A 17361-nucleotide genomic window follows, 5' to 3' on the forward strand; every position below is an offset into this window, starting at 1 on the left:
GCGAGCGCGCGCCGCCTCCGGTGAGGACGACGGGGGGTGCCGTCGTCGCGGTCGCCGAGCGAGCGTGCCGCCGCGCCGATCGCGAAGGCCACCCCCTCGACCGCGGCGCGGGCCAGCTCGGCACGGCTCGTCCCCGCCCGCCGGTCGGTCCAGCTCGCCTCCGAGGGCCGGAACAGCACGCCCCCGGGCTCCGCGCTCGCGGCCACGTCGAAGAACTCGGACCAGCTCAGCCCGAGCTCCGCCCGCGCCTCGGCCCACGCCGACCCGCCCTCGCGCAGGGCCGCCATCTCGTACCAGCCGTCGAGGGCGTCGGCGTACGCGCGCGTCCGCGGGTCGTCGACCGGGCCGGGCCTCCGGCCGGGCCGCAGCACCTGCGCGCCGGTCCCGACGTTCACCTGCAGGCCCGAGGTGGTCCCCGCTGCCAGCAGGGCCAGCGGCGTGTCGGCGCCGCCGACGACGACCGGCACCTCGGTACCGGCGAGGACCGTCGTCCCGACCACCTCAGCGGCCGGCCGCACCACCGGCAGGAGGCGGGGCGGGATCCCCGCGGCCTCGGTCGCGGCCGTCGACCACCCGTCCGCCACGACGTCCCAGAGCAACGTGGCCGAGGCGTCGCTGCGGTCGGTGACGGCGAGGTCGGCGCCGGGGACCAGGGAGGCGCGCAGCGCGTCCTTCGGGAGCAGCACCGTGGACGCCCGGGCGACGACGTCCGGCTCGTGCACGGCCAGCCAGGCGAGCATCGGTCCCGTCATGCCGGGCAGCAGCGGGTTGGCCAGCGCGGCTCGCTCGTCAGCGGGCAGCCTGCGCCAGCGGTCCAGCTCCGAGGCGGCCCGGCCGTCGGGCCACAGGACCGCCGGCCGCAGCGGCGTGCCCGTGGCGTCGACGAGCACGGTGCCGTGCATCTGTCCGGAGATGCCCAGCGCGCGGACCGCTGATCCCTGCAGCCGGACCAGGACGTCGTGCAGCGCCCGGTCGAGGGCATTCCGCCAGACCCGCACGTCGCTCTCCGCCCGGCCCGGCGAAGGCCGTCGGTACCCGTACTCCTCCTCCGCCTCGGCGACGACGGTGCCGGCCGCATCGAGCGCGACCAGCTTCAGTCCGCTGGTGCCGACGTCGGCGCCGAGGACGACGCCGTCGGCGGTCACGAGCCGCCGTCCTCCCCCAGGAAGCCGACCAGGGCCTCGACGAAGTCGGGGGTCCGCACCGCTCCGAGGTGGTCGCCGGGCACCGACACCAGCCGGGCGCCGGGGACCGCGTCGGCGAGGACCTGCGGGCGGACGGCGAGCGGGTCGGCGTCACCGGCGAGCACGAGCGTCGTCGCGGTGATGTCCCCCAGCGGCAACGGCTCGGCGTGCACCACGCGCGCGTGCGCGGCCAGTGCCAGCCGGTCGGCGCCTGTGAGGTCGGCGAACGCGCGGAAGACTGCCGCCGTCGGGTCGGTGATCGTGGCCGGGTCGTCGGCCTCGAGTGCGGCGACCAGCGCGCTGGTGCGGAGCGTGCGGGTGTCCACACCACCCCGCTCCACCACCCCGGCGCCGATCCCGCCGACCACCAGCCGGCGCACCCGCGGGTCGGTGCCGGCCAGGACCAGCGACACGATCCCGCCCATCGAGTACCCGGCCAGGTCGAAGGTCGGCAGGTCGAGCACGTCGGCGACCGCGGCCAGGTCCCCGGCCATCGCCCGCTCCCCGTAGCGGGCCGGGTCGTGCGGCTTGTCCGAGGCGCCGTGCCCGCGGGCGTCGACGGCGACCACCTCGCGGCCGTCGGCCAGCAGCGCCGCCACGACACCGCTGTCGGCCCAGTTGCGCATGCTGTCGGCGGCGAAGCCGTGCTGCAGCACCACGGGCGGGCTGTTCCCCGGGGCACCCCAGCGGTGCACCGCCACCTCGACGCCGTCCCGGCCGCGCACCCTGCTGGTGACCGGGGCCTCGGTCGCGGCGCTCACGCGGACCACTCCGGGCTCTCGCCGTAGGCGTAGCGGCTGTCGGGGTACCGGGTGCCCTCGGCGGCGCCGGGTGGCGCGATCGCCTCCAGGCGGGTCAGGTCCTCGGCGGTCAGCTCGATCGCGGCCGCTCCCACGTTCTCCTCGAGATAACTGCGCCGCTTCGTCCCCGGGATGGGCACCACGTCGTCGCCCTGCGCCATCACCCAGGCGAGCGCGAGCTGGCCGGCCGTGGCGCCCTTCTCCGCGGCCATGGCGCGCACCGCCTCGACCAGCCGGAGGTTGGCCTGGAACGCCTCGCCCTGGAAGCGCGGCTGGTTCTTGCGGAAGTCGTCGTCCCCGAAGTCGTCCGGGCTGGTGATCGCGCCGGTGAGGAAGCCACGGCCGAGCGGGCTGAACGGCACGATGCCGATCCCGTGCTCCCGCGCGACGCCCAGCACTTCGTCCTCGAGGTCACGCGTCCACAGCGACCACTCGCTCTGCAGCGCCGCGATCGGGTGCACCGCGACCGCCCGGCGGATCGAGGTGGCGCTGGCCTCCGACAGGCCGAGGTGGCGCACCTTGCCCTGCTGGACCAGCTCGGCCATCGCACCGACCGTGTCCTCGATCGGGACCTTCGCGTCGACCCGGTGCTGGTAGTAGAGGTCGATGACGTCGACGCCCAACCTGCGGAGGCTGGCCTCGGCGCAGGCGCGCACGTTCTCCGGCCGGCCGTCGATGCGCATCCGGCCACGGTCGTCGCGCGAGATGGAGAACTTGGTGGCCAGCTGCACCTCGTCGCGACGTCCGGCGATCGCCTCGCCGACGAGCTCCTCGTTGTGCCCGTCGCCGTAGACGTCCGAGGTGTCGAGAAAGGTGACGCCCAGGTCGAGAGCGCGGTGGAGGGTCGCGATCGACTCCGAGCGGTCGGCGGTGCCGTAGCTCTGGCTCATGCCCATGCAGCCGAGGCCGAGGGTGGGGACGGTCAGGCCGCCGAGGGAACGGGTGCCGAGCGGGGCGGTCGAGGTCATGCGCGCATCCTCGCGTCTCGGGTCCGCAATTCGCCAGCGTCCGGCGGGATCATGGCGGGGTGGCCGACCCCCTCCCCCTTCCCGGCGGGCTGCTGCTCCGCGAGTGCCGTCCGGACGACGTCGCGCAGGTGGGGGCGCTGCTCGCCGAACGCGGCGAGCCGGAGGACGCAGAGGACCACCGCCTGGTGGTGACCGACCCGGACGAGGGGCTGAGCAGCTGCGCGGTGGTCGTGGACGGCGACCGCGTCGTCTCGACCGCCACGCTGCTGGCCGAGACCGTGCGGGTCGGGGACGTCGTCCTCCCCGCGGGCCAGGTGGAGCTCGTCGCCACCGACAGGGCCTACGAGGGTCGCGGACTGGTCCGGGCCCTGATGGCGTGGGCCCACGACCGGTCGGCCGCCCGTGGGGACCTGCTGCAGGTCATGGTGGGGATCCCCTACCTCTACCGGCTCTTCGGTTACGAGTACGCGATCGACATCCCCCGGGCGCGGCCGCTGGCCCTCGCGCCGGCCGGGGCAGGAGCCCTGCGCCGCGCCGGACCCGAGGACGCGGGCGTGATCGCCGATCTGCAGGCGGCGGCCCAGGCGGGCGCGGACGTCGCCATGCCGCATCCCGCGGCCCGCCTCCGCTGGCTCCTGACGCACGAGGCGAGCACCACGTGGGTGCTCGGGGACGGCGAGCCCGTCGCCTCCGCCCGGGTCCAGGAGCGCGAGGACGAACTGCTCGTCGCCGAGACGACGGCTCGCGACGAGGCCGACGCGGACCGGCTGCTGCACGGGCTCCTCGGACTGGCCGGCGGGCGCGCCGTGCGCGTCGTCGACCGGCCCTGGGCGGCCACGGGCCGGGCGTGGACCGACCGGCTCGGCGCCGGACCCGAGTCGGCGGAGCAGTACTACGTGCGGGTGGCCGACCCCGTCGTCCTGCTCGACGCGCTGCGCCCGGTGCTCGACCGCCGGCTCGCCACCGCTCCGGCCCTGGAGGTGCCGGAGCTCGTGCTGTCCACCTACGACCGGTCCTACCGCCTGGCCGTGACCGACGACGGTCTGGGACCGGTGCGCACGGCCGGCCGGCTGCCCTGGCCCGGCGCCGAGGGAGGAGCCGCCTTCCCCCCGGACCTCTGGGCCGCCCTGCTGCTCGGGCCCCTGGGCATCACGGGTCTCGACCGCCTGTACGCCGACGTCGTGCCCGGACCGCAGGCCGAGGCCCTCGCGGCGCTGTTCCCACCCCTGACGGCCGACCTGCTCACCTACTACCTGCCCTGGTGACCGTCCGACTCTGATGGGATGGTCGGCGACGGGACCGCCACCGGGTCGTCCCGCTGGAGGAGGACAGCCGTGCAGTACGCCGAGTCCATGGTCGACCTGGTCGGCAACACCCCGCTGGTGAAGCTGTCGTCGGTCACCCGCCACCTCGGGCCCGACGCGCCGCTGGTGCTGGCCAAGGTCGAGTACCTCAACCCCGGCGGTTCGGTGAAGGACCGGATCGCGGTCCGCATGGTCGACGCCGCCGAGGAGGCCGGCCTGCTGAAGCCCGGCGGCACGATCATCGAGCCGACCAGCGGCAACACCGGCATCGGGCTGGCCCTGGTCGCCCAGCAGCGCGGCTACAAGTGCATCTTCATCTGCCCCGACAAGGTCGGCCAGGAGAAGATCAACGTGCTCAAGGCCTACGGCGCGGAGGTCGTCGTCTGCCCCACGGCGGTCGATCCCAGCGACCCGCGCTCGTACTACTCGGTCTCCGACCGGCTGGCCCGCGAGACGCCTGGCGGCTGGAAGCCCGACCAGTACTCGAACCCGAACAACCCGCGCTCGCACTACGAGACGACCGGCCCGGAGATCTGGGCGCAGACCGAGGGCCGGATCACCCACTTCGTCACCGGTGCCGGCACCGGCGGGACGATCAGCGGTGTCGGCCGGTACCTCAAGGAGCAGTCCGGCGGGAAGGTGCAGGTCATCGGCGCCGACCCGGAAGGCTCGGTCTACTCCGGCGGCACCGGCCGTCCCTACCTGGTCGAGGGCGTCGGCGAGGACTTCTGGCCCTCGACCTACGACCAGGAGGTCGCCGACGAGATCGTCGCCGTCTCCGACGGCGACTCCTTCGCCATGACGCGACGGCTGGCCCGCGAGGAGGGCCTGCTCGTCGGCGGCTCCTGCGGCATGGCGGTGGTGGCCGCCCTGCGGGTGGCCGAGCGGCTGACCGAGGACGACGTCCTCGTCGTGCTGCTGCCCGACGGCGGCCGCGGCTACCTGAACAAGATCTTCAACGACACGTGGATGGCCGACTACGGCTTCCTCGAGGCGGCCGGCGGGGAGACCGTCGGCGAGCTGCTCGAGGCCAAGGGCGGGAGCACCCCGACCCTCGTGCACACGCACCCGAACGAGACCGTCCGCGACGCCATCGACATCCTCCGCGAGTACGGCGTCAGCCAGCTTCCGGTCGTCCGGGCCGAGCCTCCGGTCACCGCCGGGGAGGTCGTCGGCTCCATCGACGAGAAGACGCTGCTCGACGCGCTGTTCGCCGGCAAGGCATCGCTGGCCGACCGGGTCGAGAAGCACATGTCCCCGCCGCTGCCGATCGTCGGCTCCGGCGAGGCGGTCAGCGCGGCGGTGGCCCAGCTCGGGTCGGCCGACGCGCTGCTGGTGCACGTCGACGGCAAGCCCGCCGGCGTCGTCACCCGGCAGGACGTGCTGGGCCACCTCGCGGGGGTGACCCGATGACCGGCTTCAACACCCGCGCGATCCACGCGGGCCAGGACCCCGACCCGGCGACCGGTGCGGTCATCCCGCCGCTGCACATGACGACGACGTACAAGCAGGACGGCGTCGGCGGGCTGCGCGGCGGCTACGAGTACAGCCGCAGCGGCAACCCGACCCGGGACACCCTGCACGCCGCGCTGGCCGCGCTCGAGGAGGGGACGACGGCGCTGGCGTTCGCCTCGGGCCTGGCCGCCGAGGACACCCTGCTGCGGACGGTGTGCCGGTCCGGCGACCACGTCGTCCTCGGCGGTGACGCGTACGGCGGCACGTTCCGGCTGATCTCCCGCGTGCTGTCGGAGTGGGGGCTCGAGTACACCCCGGTCGCCCTGGACGACCCCGACGCGCTGCGCGCCGCGATCCGGCCCACGACCCGGGTGGTGTGGTGCGAGACGCCCAGCAACCCGCTGCTGAACATCACCGACATCGAGGCGACGGCCGCGATCGCGCACGAGGCCGGCGCCGTGCTCGTCGTCGACAACACCTTCGCCTCGCCCTACCTGCAGCGGCCGCTGACCCTGGGTGCCGACGTCGTCGTCCACTCGACGACGAAGTACCTGGGCGGCCACTCCGACGTCGTCGGGGGCGCCCTGGTCACCCGGGACGCCGCGCTCGGCGAGAAGCTCGCCTACAACCACAACGCGATGGGTGCGGTCGCCTCGCCGTTCGACTCGTGGATGGTGCTGCGCAGCCTCAAGACGCTCGGCGTCCGGATGGACCGGCACTGCGCCAACGCGGCCCGGGTCGCCGAGTTCCTCGTCGGCCGCGCCGAGGTCTCGGCGGTGCTGTACCCGGGGCTGCCCGAGCACCCGGGCCACGAGATCGCCGCGCGGCAGATGTCCGGCTTCGGCGGCATGCTCTCCTTCCGGCTCCGGGACGGCGAGGGCGCGGCCCTGAAGGTGTGCGAGCGGACGCAGCTGTTCACGCTGGCCGAGTCGCTGGGCGGGGTCGAGTCGCTGATCGAGCACCCTGGCCGGATGACCCACGCCAGCGCCGCCGGCTCGCCGCTGGAGGTGCCGTCGGACCTGGTGCGGCTGTCGGTCGGCATCGAGGACGTCGACGACCTGCTGGCCGATCTGGACGAGGCGCTGAGCTGACCTCCGTCGGCCTGGCACGCTCCGGGTCGTGACGACGCAGTACGAGGTCCGGCCGGTCCGGGCGCACGAGTGGCGGGAGGTCCGGGACCTGCGGCTGGCGGCCCTGTCGGACGAGGCCGCCCCGATCGCCTTCCTCCAGACCTACGCCGAGGCCGCCGCCCGCCCCGACGAGTTCTGGCGTGAGCGCTCCCGGGACTCCTCGGCCGACGCCGGTCCGGACGCGGCCGCCCGCCAGTTCGTCGCGATCGCGGAGGACGGCACCTGGGTCGGGAGCCTCGTCGCGCTGGTCGAGCGCGCCGGCGACGACGACTACGCGGGCACGACCATCGAGGAGCCCGGCGGCGGCCATCTGGTGGCCGTCTACCTCCACCCGGAGCATCGCGGTCGCGGTGTCATGGAGGGTGTGTTCGAGGCGGCCTTCGGGTGGCTGCGCGGGCTCGGACTGCCGCGGGTGCGGCTGCACGTCCACGAGGACAACGCCCGGGCCGAGCGCTTCTACGCGCGGTGCGGCTTCTCCCTCACCGGAGCGGGCTTCGAGGGCCCGCACGGATGGGAGCGCGAGATGGCGATGACCCTGTGACCTCCTGATCACCGACGAGTCATGCGAACTCGGGGCGATCAGCGGACGATGGCCACGAGTTCGTATGACTCGGTGAGTCAGCGCGGAGCAGTGAGGATGCGCGGGCCGTTTTCCGTTACGGCGACGGTGTGCTCGACGTGCGCGGCGCGGCTGCCGTCGGCGCTGCGCAGCGTCCAGCCGTCCGCGTCCACGGTGTAGTCGTCACTGCCCCCGGCCAGGAACCACGGCTCGATGGCGATGACCAGGCCCGCCCTCAGCGGCACCCCACGGCCGGGGCGACCCTCGTTGGGCACCGACGGCGCCTCGTGCATCGAGCGCCCGACCCCGTGGCCACCCTGGTCGGTGTTGATGCCGCACCCGCCGGCCCGGCCGACGGCGCCGATGGCGGCGGAGATGTCACCGACCCGGTTGCCGACGACGGCCGCCGCGATGCCGGCCGCCAGCGCCCGCTCCGTCGTGTCCACGAGCCGGACGTCCTCCGGTCGCGGGGTCCCGATCGGGTAGGTCATCGCCGCGTCGCCGACCCAGCCGTCCAGCACCGCGCCGGCGTCCACGCTGAGCAGGTCGCCGTCGTCCAGCATCTCCGGGGTGGGGATGCCGTGCAGCGCCACGTCGTTCACCGACAGGCACAGCACCCCCGGGAAGGGCGGGGTGGTCGGCAGGGGTGCGTAGCCGAGGAACGGCGAGGTCGCCCCGGCGTCGGCCAGGACGTCGCGCGCGATGGCGTCGAGCTGGGTCAGCCGCACACCCGGCGCCGCGGCGGCCCGCACCGCGGCGTGCATGTCGGCGACCACCGCTCCGGCGGCGCGCATCGCATCCAGCTCACCGGGGGTGCGCAGCTCGATCACGGGGTGTCCTCCGGGACGGGGTCGGCGGTCAGCACCGTCGTGAAGTGCTCGACGACCGGGAACGGGTCGTAGTACGGGTGGAGCAGCGCCTTCCACTCCTGGTAGGCGTCGCCGCCCCGGAATCCCTCGATGTGGTCCTCCAGCCGGTCCCACTCCACCAGCAGCAGGTATCCGGTGTCGCGCTCCAGGCAGCGCGAGAGCCGTAGGCCCCGGAACCCCGGGGTCGCGGCGATCAGCGGTCGCGCGCGGGCGAAGTCCGCTTCGAAACCGGCCTGCTCCCCGGGCCGGACGGTCAGCAGGGCGTGCTCGAGGATCACGCCGACGACCGTACGGTCCGGGGGCAGGTGCGGTCAGCTCTCCGAGCCGGCGAGCAGGTCGGCGTACTCCTCGTGCTTGCCGATCCACCCGCGGACGAACGAGCACTGCGGGACGACGGAGCCGCCCTTGGCCCGCACGTCGTCGAGTGCCGCCTTCACGAGGGTGCTGCCGAGGCCGGACTTCCCGGTGTCCTGGTCCACCTCCGTGTGCGTGAACACGAAGGTGGACCCGTCCCGCTGGTAGTCGGCGTGACCGAGCAGCCGGTCGCCGTCCCGGATCTCGTACCTGCTGGCGTCGGGGGCGTCCTGAACTGTGGGTTCCATGCCGCCCCCTTACCCGGTGAGCGCCGGATCGATCACTCGGCCAGCGCGAGCGCCCGCGTGGGGCACTGCTGCACCGCGTCGTGGACGGCGTCCAGCTGGCCCGCGTCCGGCTCCGACCGGTGGACGACGAGCACGCCGTCGTCGTCGAGCTCGAAGACCTCCGGCGCGAGCGACTCGCAGACGCCCGAGCCCACGCAGCGGTCCCGGTCCACCTGGACGCGGCTCATCGGGCGCCCAGCCGTGCCGGCAGCCGCTTGAGGCCGTTGACGAACGACGAGCGCAGCCGCGCCGGCTCGCCGGTGATCTCCAGGTCGGGGCAGATCTCGAACAGCCTGCGGAAGGTCACCGCGAGCTCCCGGCGGGCCAGGTGGGCGCCCAGGCAGAAGTGCGGGCCGTGCCCGCCGAATCCGACGTGGTTGTTCGGGTTGCGGGTGATGTCGAACCGGTGCGGGTTCTCGAACGCCTCCGGGTCGCGGTTGGCCGCGGCGTAGAACAGCAGGAACTTGTCGCCCTCCTTGTAGGAGTGGCCGTTGAGCTCGCCGTCCTGGGTGGCGGTGCGGCGCATCCAGGTGACCGGGCTGACCCAGCGGACGATCTCCTCGACCGCGGTCTTGTCCAGCGACGGGTCGGCCATCCAGCGGGCACGCTGCTCGGGGTTCTCCGACAGCGCGAACAGCCCCTGCGCGATCGCTGTGCGGGTGGTCTCGTTGCCGGCCACCAGCAGAAGGATGAAGAACGAGGCGATCTCCTGGTGGGTCAGCTTCTCGCCCTCGACCTCGCTGTTCACCAGCGCCGTCGTCAGGTCGTCGGTGGGGTTGGCGACCCGCTCGGCGGCCAGGCGCTCCATGAGCGCGGCCATGGCCATACCCGCCTCGAGCAGCGCGGTGAGTGGGTCGTCCTCGTCGGTGAGCTCGGGGTCGCCGCCGGAGAGGATCGTGTTCGAGGCGTTGAGCACCAGGGCGCGGTCCTCCTCGGGGACGCCCATCATGTCGCAGATGATCCGCAGCGGGATCGGGGCGGCGATGTCCGCGACGACGTCGATGCTCCCGTCCCCCGCCTCGGCCTTGGCCCGGGCCTCGACCAGCACCTGGTCGACGATGCCGACCACCGAGTCGATGACCTGCTCGAGCATCCGAGGCGTGAAGGTCTTGGCCACGATCCGCCGGATCCGCGCGTGCCGCGGGTCGTCCATGCTGATCATCGAGCCGTAGAACTCGCTGAGGTCGGCCGGGAGGTCCTGGATGGACACCGCGCCCTTGCCGGAGCAGAAGAGGGCCGGCTGCGAGCTGATGGCATCCAGGTCGGCGAGCCGGGTCACGGCCCAGTAGCCGGGACCGGGCTCCATCCCCTCCATGGTCGGCTCGGCGAAGTACGCGAAGGGCCGCTCGGCACGCAGCCGGTCGAAGACCGCGTGGCGCACCGCCGGCGGCTCCGCCCAGAAGTCGCGGTCGGAGAGGTCGATCGCGTCGATGTCGATCTGCGCGGGGTCGGTCGGGCCGGCTGGGGTGTTCACGGACACGGGGCGCCTCACGGTCGAGAGAAAACGGTCAGCGCTGACGCTAATGAGCGAAGGGGTGGCGCACAACACTCGGGGGTGCCCCGGTGCGCCGCTCCCCGCGCCGAGCCCCGGCGCGGAGCGGACCGGCCTGCGCCTAGGGACGGGACAGGGCGTCGGTCAGCAGGGCGACCAGCGCCTCGAGCTGGACGTCGGCCGACGACTGCATCTCCTCGTCCGAGCCGTCCAGCGCCCGGGCGGCCAGCCCCGCCTTGCTGTCGATCAGCTCGGCGATCCGGGCGTCCAGGGTCTGGGCGGCGATGATCCGCCAGGCGGTGACCGGCTCGGTCTGGCCGATGCGGTGGCTGCGGTCGATCGCCTGGGTCTGCTCGGCGTCGGTCCAGGACAGCTCGGCGAGCACGATGTTGGAGGCCACCTGCAGGTTGAGACCCACCCCGGCCGCCGTGAGGGAGCACACCGCGACGGCGACGGCGGGGTCCTTCACGAACGCGTCGATGTGCTTCTGCCGCGCCGACGGCGTCTGGTCGCCGCGGATCGAGGAGTACCGCACACCCAGCTTGGTGAAGGTCTCCTCGGCGGCGTCCATGACGTCGACGTGCTTGGCGAAGAAGACGACCTTCCCGGCGCTGCGGGCGAGCTGGGCGGCGTAGTCGGCGGCGAGGCCGGCCTTGGCCTGACCGATGCGCCGCATCATGCTGAAGACGTTCTCGCCGCTGGCCTTCGTGCTGGTGTCCTTGAGCTCCCAGCCGGCGACCTTGCGCACGAGGTCCAGGTCGATGCCCTCGACGTCCGTGGCGGACTCGCGTGCGGCGATGGCGCTCTCGTAGCGCTTCACCAGCCGGCGGGCGAGCTCCTGCTCGGCGGCGCGGATCGAGCGCCCCGCCTTGTCGTCGAGCTCGACGGGCAGGTCGGCGATGCGGCGGGCGGGGATGTCGGCGGCGACGTCGACCTTGCGACGGCGGACGATCCCCATGTCGACGACGCACTGGCGGGCGGCGGGATAGAAGCCGGGGTCGGCGGGGGTGAGCCCGGTGTCCTCCAGCCGCTCCATGAGCTCGCCGAGCGGCTTCTCGTCGTCGATCCAGCCGAGGAACTGCCAGATCGCCCGGAAGTCCTCGATGTCGTTGATCAGCGGGGTGCCGGTCAGCGCCATGAGCAGCGGACGCGGCGCCCGCAGCCGGATGCGCTCGGAGAGCTCCAGCACGTGCTGCGAGCGCTGCGAGGTCTTGTTCTTGATGAAGTGGGCCTCGTCGACCACCATGCCGCGGAACCCGAAGTCGCCGATCCAGCCCACGTGCCGGTCGAGCACCTCGTAGTTGACGACGACGATGTCGGCGAAGGCGTCGATCGTCTCCCCGTTGCCCTGGATCACCGTCACCGGGCGGTGCGGGACCCAGCGGCCGGCCTCGCGCGCCCAGTTCGTCTTGACGACGTTCGGCACCACCACGAGCAGCGGGAAGGCCTGCGCCACCTCCGCCGCGAGCAGGGACTGGGCCGTCTTGCCCAGTCCGGGCTCGTCGGCCAGGAGGAAGGTCCGGTGACCGGCCGCGGCGGCCGCGACCAGTTGCGCCTGGTGCGGCATCAGCTCGAGCCCCGGCGGGAGGATCCGCGGAGAGGGCGACGGCAGCTCCATGCACGCCGGGGCGCCACCGCCGGCACGTTCGAACGAGTTCAGCAGCGGGGCGAGCAGCTCCCAGCCCAGGAGACGGCGGGGCCGGGCCGCTGCCGGACGGGCGGCCGAGAAGTCGGGGGCGAGGAAGGGGTTGGCCAGCTGGCGCGAGATGACCGACTGCGGCACCACCCGGTTCTCCGGCGCGGGGGCCGTCGGGAGCTGCGGCGCCGGAGGCTCCTCGGCGACCGGCTCCATGCCGGCGGCCTCCTGGAACTCCCGCTTGAGCGAGCGGACCGCCTCCGACACGACGGCGTCCTCGGCGAGGAGGGCGAGCAGCCCGGAGTCGCGGACGGCGGTCTTCGCCAGGATGGTCGCGATGCCGTCCAGCCGCTTGAGCTGCTCGGCCCGTTGCGCCGGTGTCATGGTCTCGGCCGCCTTGACGCGGGCGTGCTCCTCCCGGACCAGCAGCGCGACGACGTGGAACTTCGTGCGCACGGACGGCGTCACACGACCGCGCTCCGCGGCCCCCTCCACCTCGCGGACGGCCCGGGCGAGCACCGCGATGAGGTCACCGCGCTCGCCGTGGCGCCCCTGGTTCCGCGGGGCGGCACGGCGCCCGCCCGACCGGGGCTGGCCTCGACGAGCCACGGACTCCTCCTCTGCACTGCCGGCACGGGTTGCCGCGGCCCGACGTCGCGCACGGCCCCGTCGGGACCGTGGATGTCGCGAGGGGAGGACCGCGCCGCCAGACGCGGCCCGGACTGCCCGCCCGTGCGATCTTCCACCAAGCGGAACGGCCCCCACAGCGACTGTGGGGGCCGTTCCAGCGTGGTAGCGGGGACAGGATTCGAACCTGCGACCTCTGGGTTATGAGCCCAGCGAGCTACCGAGCTGCTCCACCCCGCGTCGGCAGGACGAACTCTACACCGGTGCACGCGACCGCCTTCGGCGGGGACGGCAGGCCACCCGTGTGAGTGGTGGGACGGGGCCGTCACACCGGTCCCAGCCGCTCGCGCGCCTGCGCGTCCGCGTCGGCCCACGCACCTACAGTCCGCCTCGTGACGGGGGATCCGGCGGTGAGCGCCTTTGCCGGGGAGCCGCAACCGGTGGAGATCCACCACCGCGGGATCTGGTACTCCGGCGAGCTGCTCGGCTGGACGAACTCCGACGACGGACGGGTGCTGGCCCGGGTCCGCTGCGTGGTGGACGGCCTGCGCCACTCCACCTGGAAGGACCTCGCCGAGCTGCGGCTCCCCGACCCGTCCCGTCCGCCGCGGCGCGAGGTCTTCCCCGCTCCCCCGGCCCGGGCGACGACGGCCGTCCCGGCGGTCCCGGAGGAGGACGCCACCCGCCCGCACGCACTGCTCGCCGGCCTGCGCGTCCGGCCGTCGAAGCCCGAGCACGCGCTCGCTCCCCCGCCGCCCCGGGACCGCATGCCCGCCGTGCCGCTCCACCGGCCGGCGGCGAAGCGCAGGCACCCGGACCGGCGCCGCAGGGACGAGCTGAGCGCGGTCTGAGCAGGGCCGCGGTCCGTAGTCTGCGGCCGTGCTCACCGAGATCGACATCGAGACCGCCGGCCTCCGCTTCGCCGCCCTGACCGCGGGACCGCAGGACGGGCCGCTGGCGCTGTGCCTGCACGGCTTCCCGGACACCGCACACACCTACCGGCACCTGCTCCCCCGGCTCGCCGGGGCGGGATTCCGGGCCGTGGCGCCGTTCTCGCGGGGCTACGCCCCGACCGCGGTCCCGGCCGACGGGCTCTACCAGACCGGCGCTCTGGCCCGGGACGCCAACGCCCTGCACGCGGCGCTCGGCGGCGACGAGCGCGCCGTCGTCGTCGGCCACGACTGGGGCGCCCAGGCCGCCTACGGCGCCGCGGCCTCCGCTCCCGACCGCTGGCGCCGCGTCGTGACCATGGCCGTACCGGTCGGCCCGGCGCTGGCCACGCATTTCTTCACCTACGACCAGATCAAGCGGTCGTTCTACATGTACTTCTTCCAGAACCCCCTGGCCGATGGACTGGTGGCCGCGGACGACCTGGAGTTCGTCGCCCGGCTCTGGGCGGACTGGTCCCCCGGGTACGACGCCGCCGAGGACCTCGCCCACGTCCGGGCGGCGCTGGGCGGCGCGGAGAACCTGAACGCCGCGCTCGGCTACTACCGGGCACTGTTCGACCCGACCCGGCAGTCCCCGGAGCTGGCCGTCGAGCAGGGCGCCGTCGGGAGCATCCCCCCGCAGCCGACCCTGTACCTCCACGGGGCGCAGGACGGCTGCATGGGGGTGGCCGCGGCCGAGGCGTCGCGCGACCTGCTCCCGGCGCCGTCGGAGGTGGCGGTGGTCGACGGCGCCGGCCACTTCCTGCACCTGGAGCAGCCCGACGAGGTGAACCGCCGGATCGTCGACTTCCTCACCCGCTGAGCGCCCTCTTTCCTGCGACGAGGCCCTGACCTGCGCCTCCGGTCGGATCCGGCGGATGCGGATTGTGCGCAACGCATAGGTCACAGGTCGGCCACAGTGCTGCCAGCCCAGTGACGAACGTCACGGGGGGCGACAGACTCGGCTCAGTGCCCCGGGCGCTCGCACATCCTGGTGCGCGCATCCGGACGCCTGCTGTCTCTGCACGCGACTGGTTCGAGGAGTGATGACATGCGAGGACATCCGCGCCTGACGCGAGGACCGTGGAGGCGCACGCTCGCCTCCGTGGGGCTCGTGGGCCTGCTGCTCGGCAGCGCCGCCTGTGGTGGTGGTGACAGCGACGAGGGGGGCAACGCATCGGAGGGCACGCGGGAGGACATCTCCGAACAGGGCGACCCCGTCGAGGGCGGATCCATCGAGGTGGGCCTCGAGGCGGAGACCAACAGCTGGCTGCCCGGCGAAGGCTCCTTCGGCAACCCCGGCACGACGGTCGCCTTCGCCCTCTACGACCCGCTGATGAAGCGGACGGAGGATGGCGAAGTCAAGCCCTACCTCGCGGAGTCGATGGAGCCCAACGACGACTTCACCACCTGGACGCTGACGCTGCGGCCGGACGTGCAGTTCCACGACGGCACGCCGTTGAACGGCGAAGCGCTGAAGGTCAACTTCGACGAGTACCTCACCGCGCCGGGCTCCAACGTGGCCTCGACGCTGGCCGAGGTCACCTCGCTGGAGGTCGTCGACGAGCTCACCGTGGAGTACCGGCTCGCGGCCACCAACGCCGCCTTCCCCGACATCCTGACCCAGGCGCCGGGCTGGCCCTTCTCGCCCACCGCGGCGGCGCAGTTCGGCGAGGACGCCGGCAGCAACCCGGTGGGCACGGGGCCGTTCCAGTTCGTCTCGTGGCAGCGGGACAGCCGCCTGACCGTGGAGAAGAACGAGAACTACTGGCAGGACGGCCTGCCCTACCTCGACGAGATCGTCTTCCGGCCGATCCCCGACGAGGACACCCGGCTGGCCAGCCTGGAGAGCGGTGACGTCCAGGCCATGCAGACCCTGCGGCAGAGCACCATCGCCCGCGCCCGCGACGTCAGCGGCGTGGACAACTACGAGTACCTGGGCAACAACGCCGGTGGTTCGCTGATCAACACCAGCCGGCCGCCGTTCGACGACGTGCGGGTCCGCCAGGCGCTGGCACACGCCATCGACCAGGAAGCACTGATCGAGATCCTCGGTGGCACCGGGATGACCCCGCCGGCGACCCAGTACTTCAGCCCGGACAGCCCGTACTACTCCGAGGAAGCGGAGGAGGCCTTCCCCGACTTCGACCCGGAGCGGGCGCAGGAGCTCTACGACGAGTACATCAACGACCCGGCGCGTTCCGACGGCCAGCCGGCCGGGACCGACCTCTCCTTCACCTACAACTGCCCGCCCGACCCGAGCCTGAACGAGCTGTCGCAGCTCTACCAGTCGTTCTGGGGCAACCTCGGCATGGATGTGAGCCTCCGCGCGGTCGAGCAGGCCGCACACATCCAGAACGCGATCGCCAGGGACTACGACGTGCAGTGCTTCCGCTTCAGCGAGGAGGCCGACCCGTACTTCATCCTCGACGAGGCGTTCACCCCGGGCCCGCTGAACTTCACCGTGTACCAGAGCCCGGAGATCGACACGGCGCTGGAGACCCTGCGCACGACGACGGATCTCGACGAGCGCAAGGAGGCCGTCGCGGCAGCCAGCCTCAACATCTCCGAGAACGTGCCGAACCTCTTCACCGGCTACACCCTCACCGATGTCGCGGTGCGGGAAGAGGTGAAGAACGTCGGCGGCTGGGAGTTCCCCGACGGGACGATGGGTGACGGCGTCCCGGGCGCGACCACCATGTGGGGTTTCGTCTGGCTCGCTGACTAGTCAGCACCCGGAGGACGGCGGCCCGAGCGGAACTTCGCTCGGGCCGCCGTGCCGTCTCAGGAGGACAGCACCCGCCTGGGGTGGCGCCCGTCCACGTAGCCCAGGAACGGCGGGTGGATGTTGTAGCCCAGCAGCTCCTGCAACCGCTCGGGCAGCTCGCGCGCGACCTCCTGCGGCACGGCCAGGACGTGGTTCTCCTGCGGCCGGAGCCAGGACGCGGCGTACTCGAGGATGACCCCGAGCCGCGGCCTCTCGGTCGTGTTCGCACCACCGCCGTGGATCAGGTTCCCGACGTAGATCAGGACCGAGCCCGCCGGCATGACCGCGGCCGTCGTCTCCTCCTCCGTGGCGACCCGCCCCGGCTCCCACCGGTGACTGCCGGGCACGAACCGGGTCGCCCCGTTCTCGACGGTGAAGTCGTCCAGGGGCCACATGGTGTTGACGACGACGTCCGGGTGCGGGCGGGGCAGCGGGTAGACGTCGTCGTCGCGGTGCAGCACCTGCGCGACCTCGCCCGGTCCGATCCGGATCCCGACGGGCGCGCTGAACTGGTACTGGCCGAGGACGTGGTCCAGGACGCCGAGCACCAGCGGGTGGGTGGCGGGTCCGTCGAACCAGCGCGTCTTCGCGAACAGCGCGTAGACGCGCTGGGTGGAGAAACCCTCGAACGAGTTGCGCCCCGTGGACGTCTCCTCCAGCACCCGCTGGAGGTCCTGCTTGGCGGCCGCCACCCAGGCCTGGTCCATCAGCCCTTCGATGATGACGTAGCCGTCCCGGTCCACGGCCTCGACGGCCTGCTCGACGGTCGCGTCCCTCGTCAGCGCCATGGCGACTCCCCTGGTGTCCGATGCGGTGACTGCAGCAGACCACGGAGGCGGGGCGGCGGTCGAGACGGGCGGACGTCCTGGCCACGAACGACGAAGGACCCGGTCACCGAGGTGACCGGGTCCGACGTGCGAGTAGCGGGGGCAGGATTCGAACCTGCGACCTCTGGGTTATGAGCCCAGCGAGCTACCGAGCTGCTCCACCCCGCGTCGGT

At 73.2% G+C, this 17361-nt stretch carries 16 protein-coding genes, 2 tRNA genes and 1 pseudogene; 7 read left to right on the forward strand and 12 right to left on the reverse strand.

Annotated elements, in window-relative coordinates; all coding sequences use genetic code 11:
- Positions 1-482 precede the first annotated feature (482 nt).
- The 3 genes and pseudogenes from BN344_RS21185 to BN344_RS09665 form a co-directional block, all read right to left on the reverse strand.
- Positions 483-1145, reverse strand: a pseudogene (locus BN344_RS21185) (FGGY family carbohydrate kinase); the annotation flags it as partial.
- Entirely contained in the window at positions 1142-1945 is an 804-nt protein-coding gene (locus BN344_RS09660) for an alpha/beta fold hydrolase (protein ID WP_081788620.1), read from the reverse strand. The pseudogene BN344_RS21185 and the gene BN344_RS09660, both read right to left, overlap by 4 nt.
- Positions 1942-2952, reverse strand: a complete 1011-nt coding sequence (locus BN344_RS09665) for an aldo/keto reductase (RefSeq protein WP_040338356.1) — start codon at positions 2950-2952, stop codon at positions 1942-1944. The genes BN344_RS09660 and BN344_RS09665 overlap by 4 nt, the downstream gene beginning before the upstream one ends.
- 59 nt (positions 2953-3011) lie before the next feature.
- On the opposite strand from BN344_RS09665, the gene BN344_RS09670 reads away from it, so the two are divergent.
- The 4 genes from BN344_RS09670 to BN344_RS09685 all read left to right on the forward strand — a co-directional run bounded on the left by BN344_RS09670 (position 3012) and on the right by BN344_RS09685 (position 7382).
- Positions 3012-4217: a GNAT family N-acetyltransferase gene (locus BN344_RS09670; RefSeq protein WP_040338357.1), complete on the forward strand. Its 1206-nt coding sequence runs from the start codon at positions 3012-3014 to the stop codon at positions 4215-4217.
- A 69-nt stretch (positions 4218-4286) separates the two neighbouring features.
- On the forward strand, positions 4287-5669 hold the full coding sequence (locus BN344_RS09675) for a cystathionine beta-synthase (protein ID WP_040338358.1): 1383 nt from the start codon (positions 4287-4289) through the stop codon (positions 5667-5669).
- Positions 5666-6802 (forward strand): cystathionine gamma-synthase, encoded by a 1137-nt coding sequence (locus BN344_RS09680; RefSeq protein ID WP_040338359.1) that lies wholly within the window; start codon positions 5666-5668, stop codon positions 6800-6802. The genes BN344_RS09675 and BN344_RS09680 overlap by 4 nt, the downstream gene beginning before the upstream one ends.
- 28 nt (positions 6803-6830) lie before the next feature.
- Positions 6831-7382 (forward strand): GNAT family N-acetyltransferase, encoded by a 552-nt coding sequence (locus tag BN344_RS09685; protein ID WP_040338360.1) that lies wholly within the window; start codon positions 6831-6833, stop codon positions 7380-7382.
- Positions 7383-7459: 77 nt separating this feature from the next.
- On the opposite strand, the gene map is transcribed toward BN344_RS09685, so the two are convergent.
- The 7 genes from map to BN344_RS09720 form a co-directional block, all read right to left on the reverse strand.
- Positions 7460-8230, reverse strand: a complete 771-nt coding sequence (gene map / locus BN344_RS09690; RefSeq protein WP_040338361.1) for a type I methionyl aminopeptidase — start codon at positions 8228-8230, stop codon at positions 7460-7462.
- Positions 8227-8547: an antibiotic biosynthesis monooxygenase family protein gene (locus BN344_RS09695; protein WP_040338362.1), complete on the reverse strand. Its 321-nt coding sequence runs from the start codon at positions 8545-8547 to the stop codon at positions 8227-8229. The genes map and BN344_RS09695 overlap by 4 nt, the downstream gene beginning before the upstream one ends.
- Before the next feature lie 33 nt (positions 8548-8580).
- On the reverse strand, positions 8581-8871 hold the full coding sequence (locus tag BN344_RS09700) for a GNAT family N-acetyltransferase (protein WP_040338363.1): 291 nt from the start codon (positions 8869-8871) through the stop codon (positions 8581-8583).
- Positions 8872-8903: 32 nt separating this feature from the next.
- A complete protein-coding gene (locus tag BN344_RS09705) occupies positions 8904-9098 on the reverse strand; it encodes a ferredoxin (protein ID WP_040338364.1) in 195 nt (64 codons plus the stop codon).
- Positions 9095-10384 carry a cytochrome P450 gene (locus BN344_RS09710; protein ID WP_231486694.1) on the reverse strand — a complete coding sequence of 430 codons (1290 nt, stop codon included), beginning with the start codon at positions 10382-10384 and terminating at the stop codon, positions 9095-9097. Before BN344_RS09710 ends, BN344_RS09705 begins: the two co-directional genes overlap by 4 nt.
- 139 nt (positions 10385-10523) lie before the next feature.
- Positions 10524-12647 carry a DEAD/DEAH box helicase gene (locus tag BN344_RS09715; RefSeq protein ID WP_040338365.1) on the reverse strand — a complete coding sequence of 708 codons (2124 nt, stop codon included), beginning with the start codon at positions 12645-12647 and terminating at the stop codon, positions 10524-10526.
- Between the two features lie 181 nt (positions 12648-12828).
- A tRNA-Met gene (locus BN344_RS09720) sits at positions 12829-12905 on the reverse strand.
- A 152-nt stretch (positions 12906-13057) separates the two neighbouring features.
- On the opposite strand from BN344_RS09720, the gene BN344_RS09725 reads away from it, so the two are divergent.
- The 3 genes from BN344_RS09725 (at position 13058) to BN344_RS09735 (ending at position 16322) form a co-directional block, all read left to right on the forward strand.
- On the forward strand, positions 13058-13516 hold the full coding sequence (locus BN344_RS09725) for a hypothetical protein (protein WP_155858828.1): 459 nt from the start codon (positions 13058-13060) through the stop codon (positions 13514-13516).
- Positions 13517-13544: 28 nt separating this feature from the next.
- Entirely contained in the window at positions 13545-14417 is an 873-nt protein-coding gene (locus BN344_RS09730; protein ID WP_197022298.1) for an alpha/beta fold hydrolase, read from the forward strand.
- A 282-nt stretch (positions 14418-14699) separates the two neighbouring features.
- A complete protein-coding gene (locus tag BN344_RS09735) occupies positions 14700-16322 on the forward strand; it encodes an ABC transporter substrate-binding protein (RefSeq protein ID WP_166518217.1) in 1623 nt (540 codons plus the stop codon).
- 56 nt (positions 16323-16378) lie between these two features.
- On the opposite strand, the gene BN344_RS09740 is transcribed toward BN344_RS09735, so the two are convergent.
- A complete protein-coding gene (locus BN344_RS09740; protein WP_051515761.1) occupies positions 16379-17149 on the reverse strand; it encodes a phytanoyl-CoA dioxygenase family protein in 771 nt (256 codons plus the stop codon).
- A gap of 133 nt (positions 17150-17282) precedes the next feature.
- Positions 17283-17356, reverse strand: a tRNA-Met gene (locus BN344_RS09745).
- Positions 17357-17361 lie beyond the last annotated feature (5 nt).

This window comes from Candidatus Blastococcus massiliensis AP3 (assembly GCF_000582785.1).
In the GTDB taxonomy this organism is placed as follows: domain Bacteria; phylum Actinomycetota; class Actinomycetes; order Mycobacteriales; family Geodermatophilaceae; genus Blastococcus; species Blastococcus massiliensis.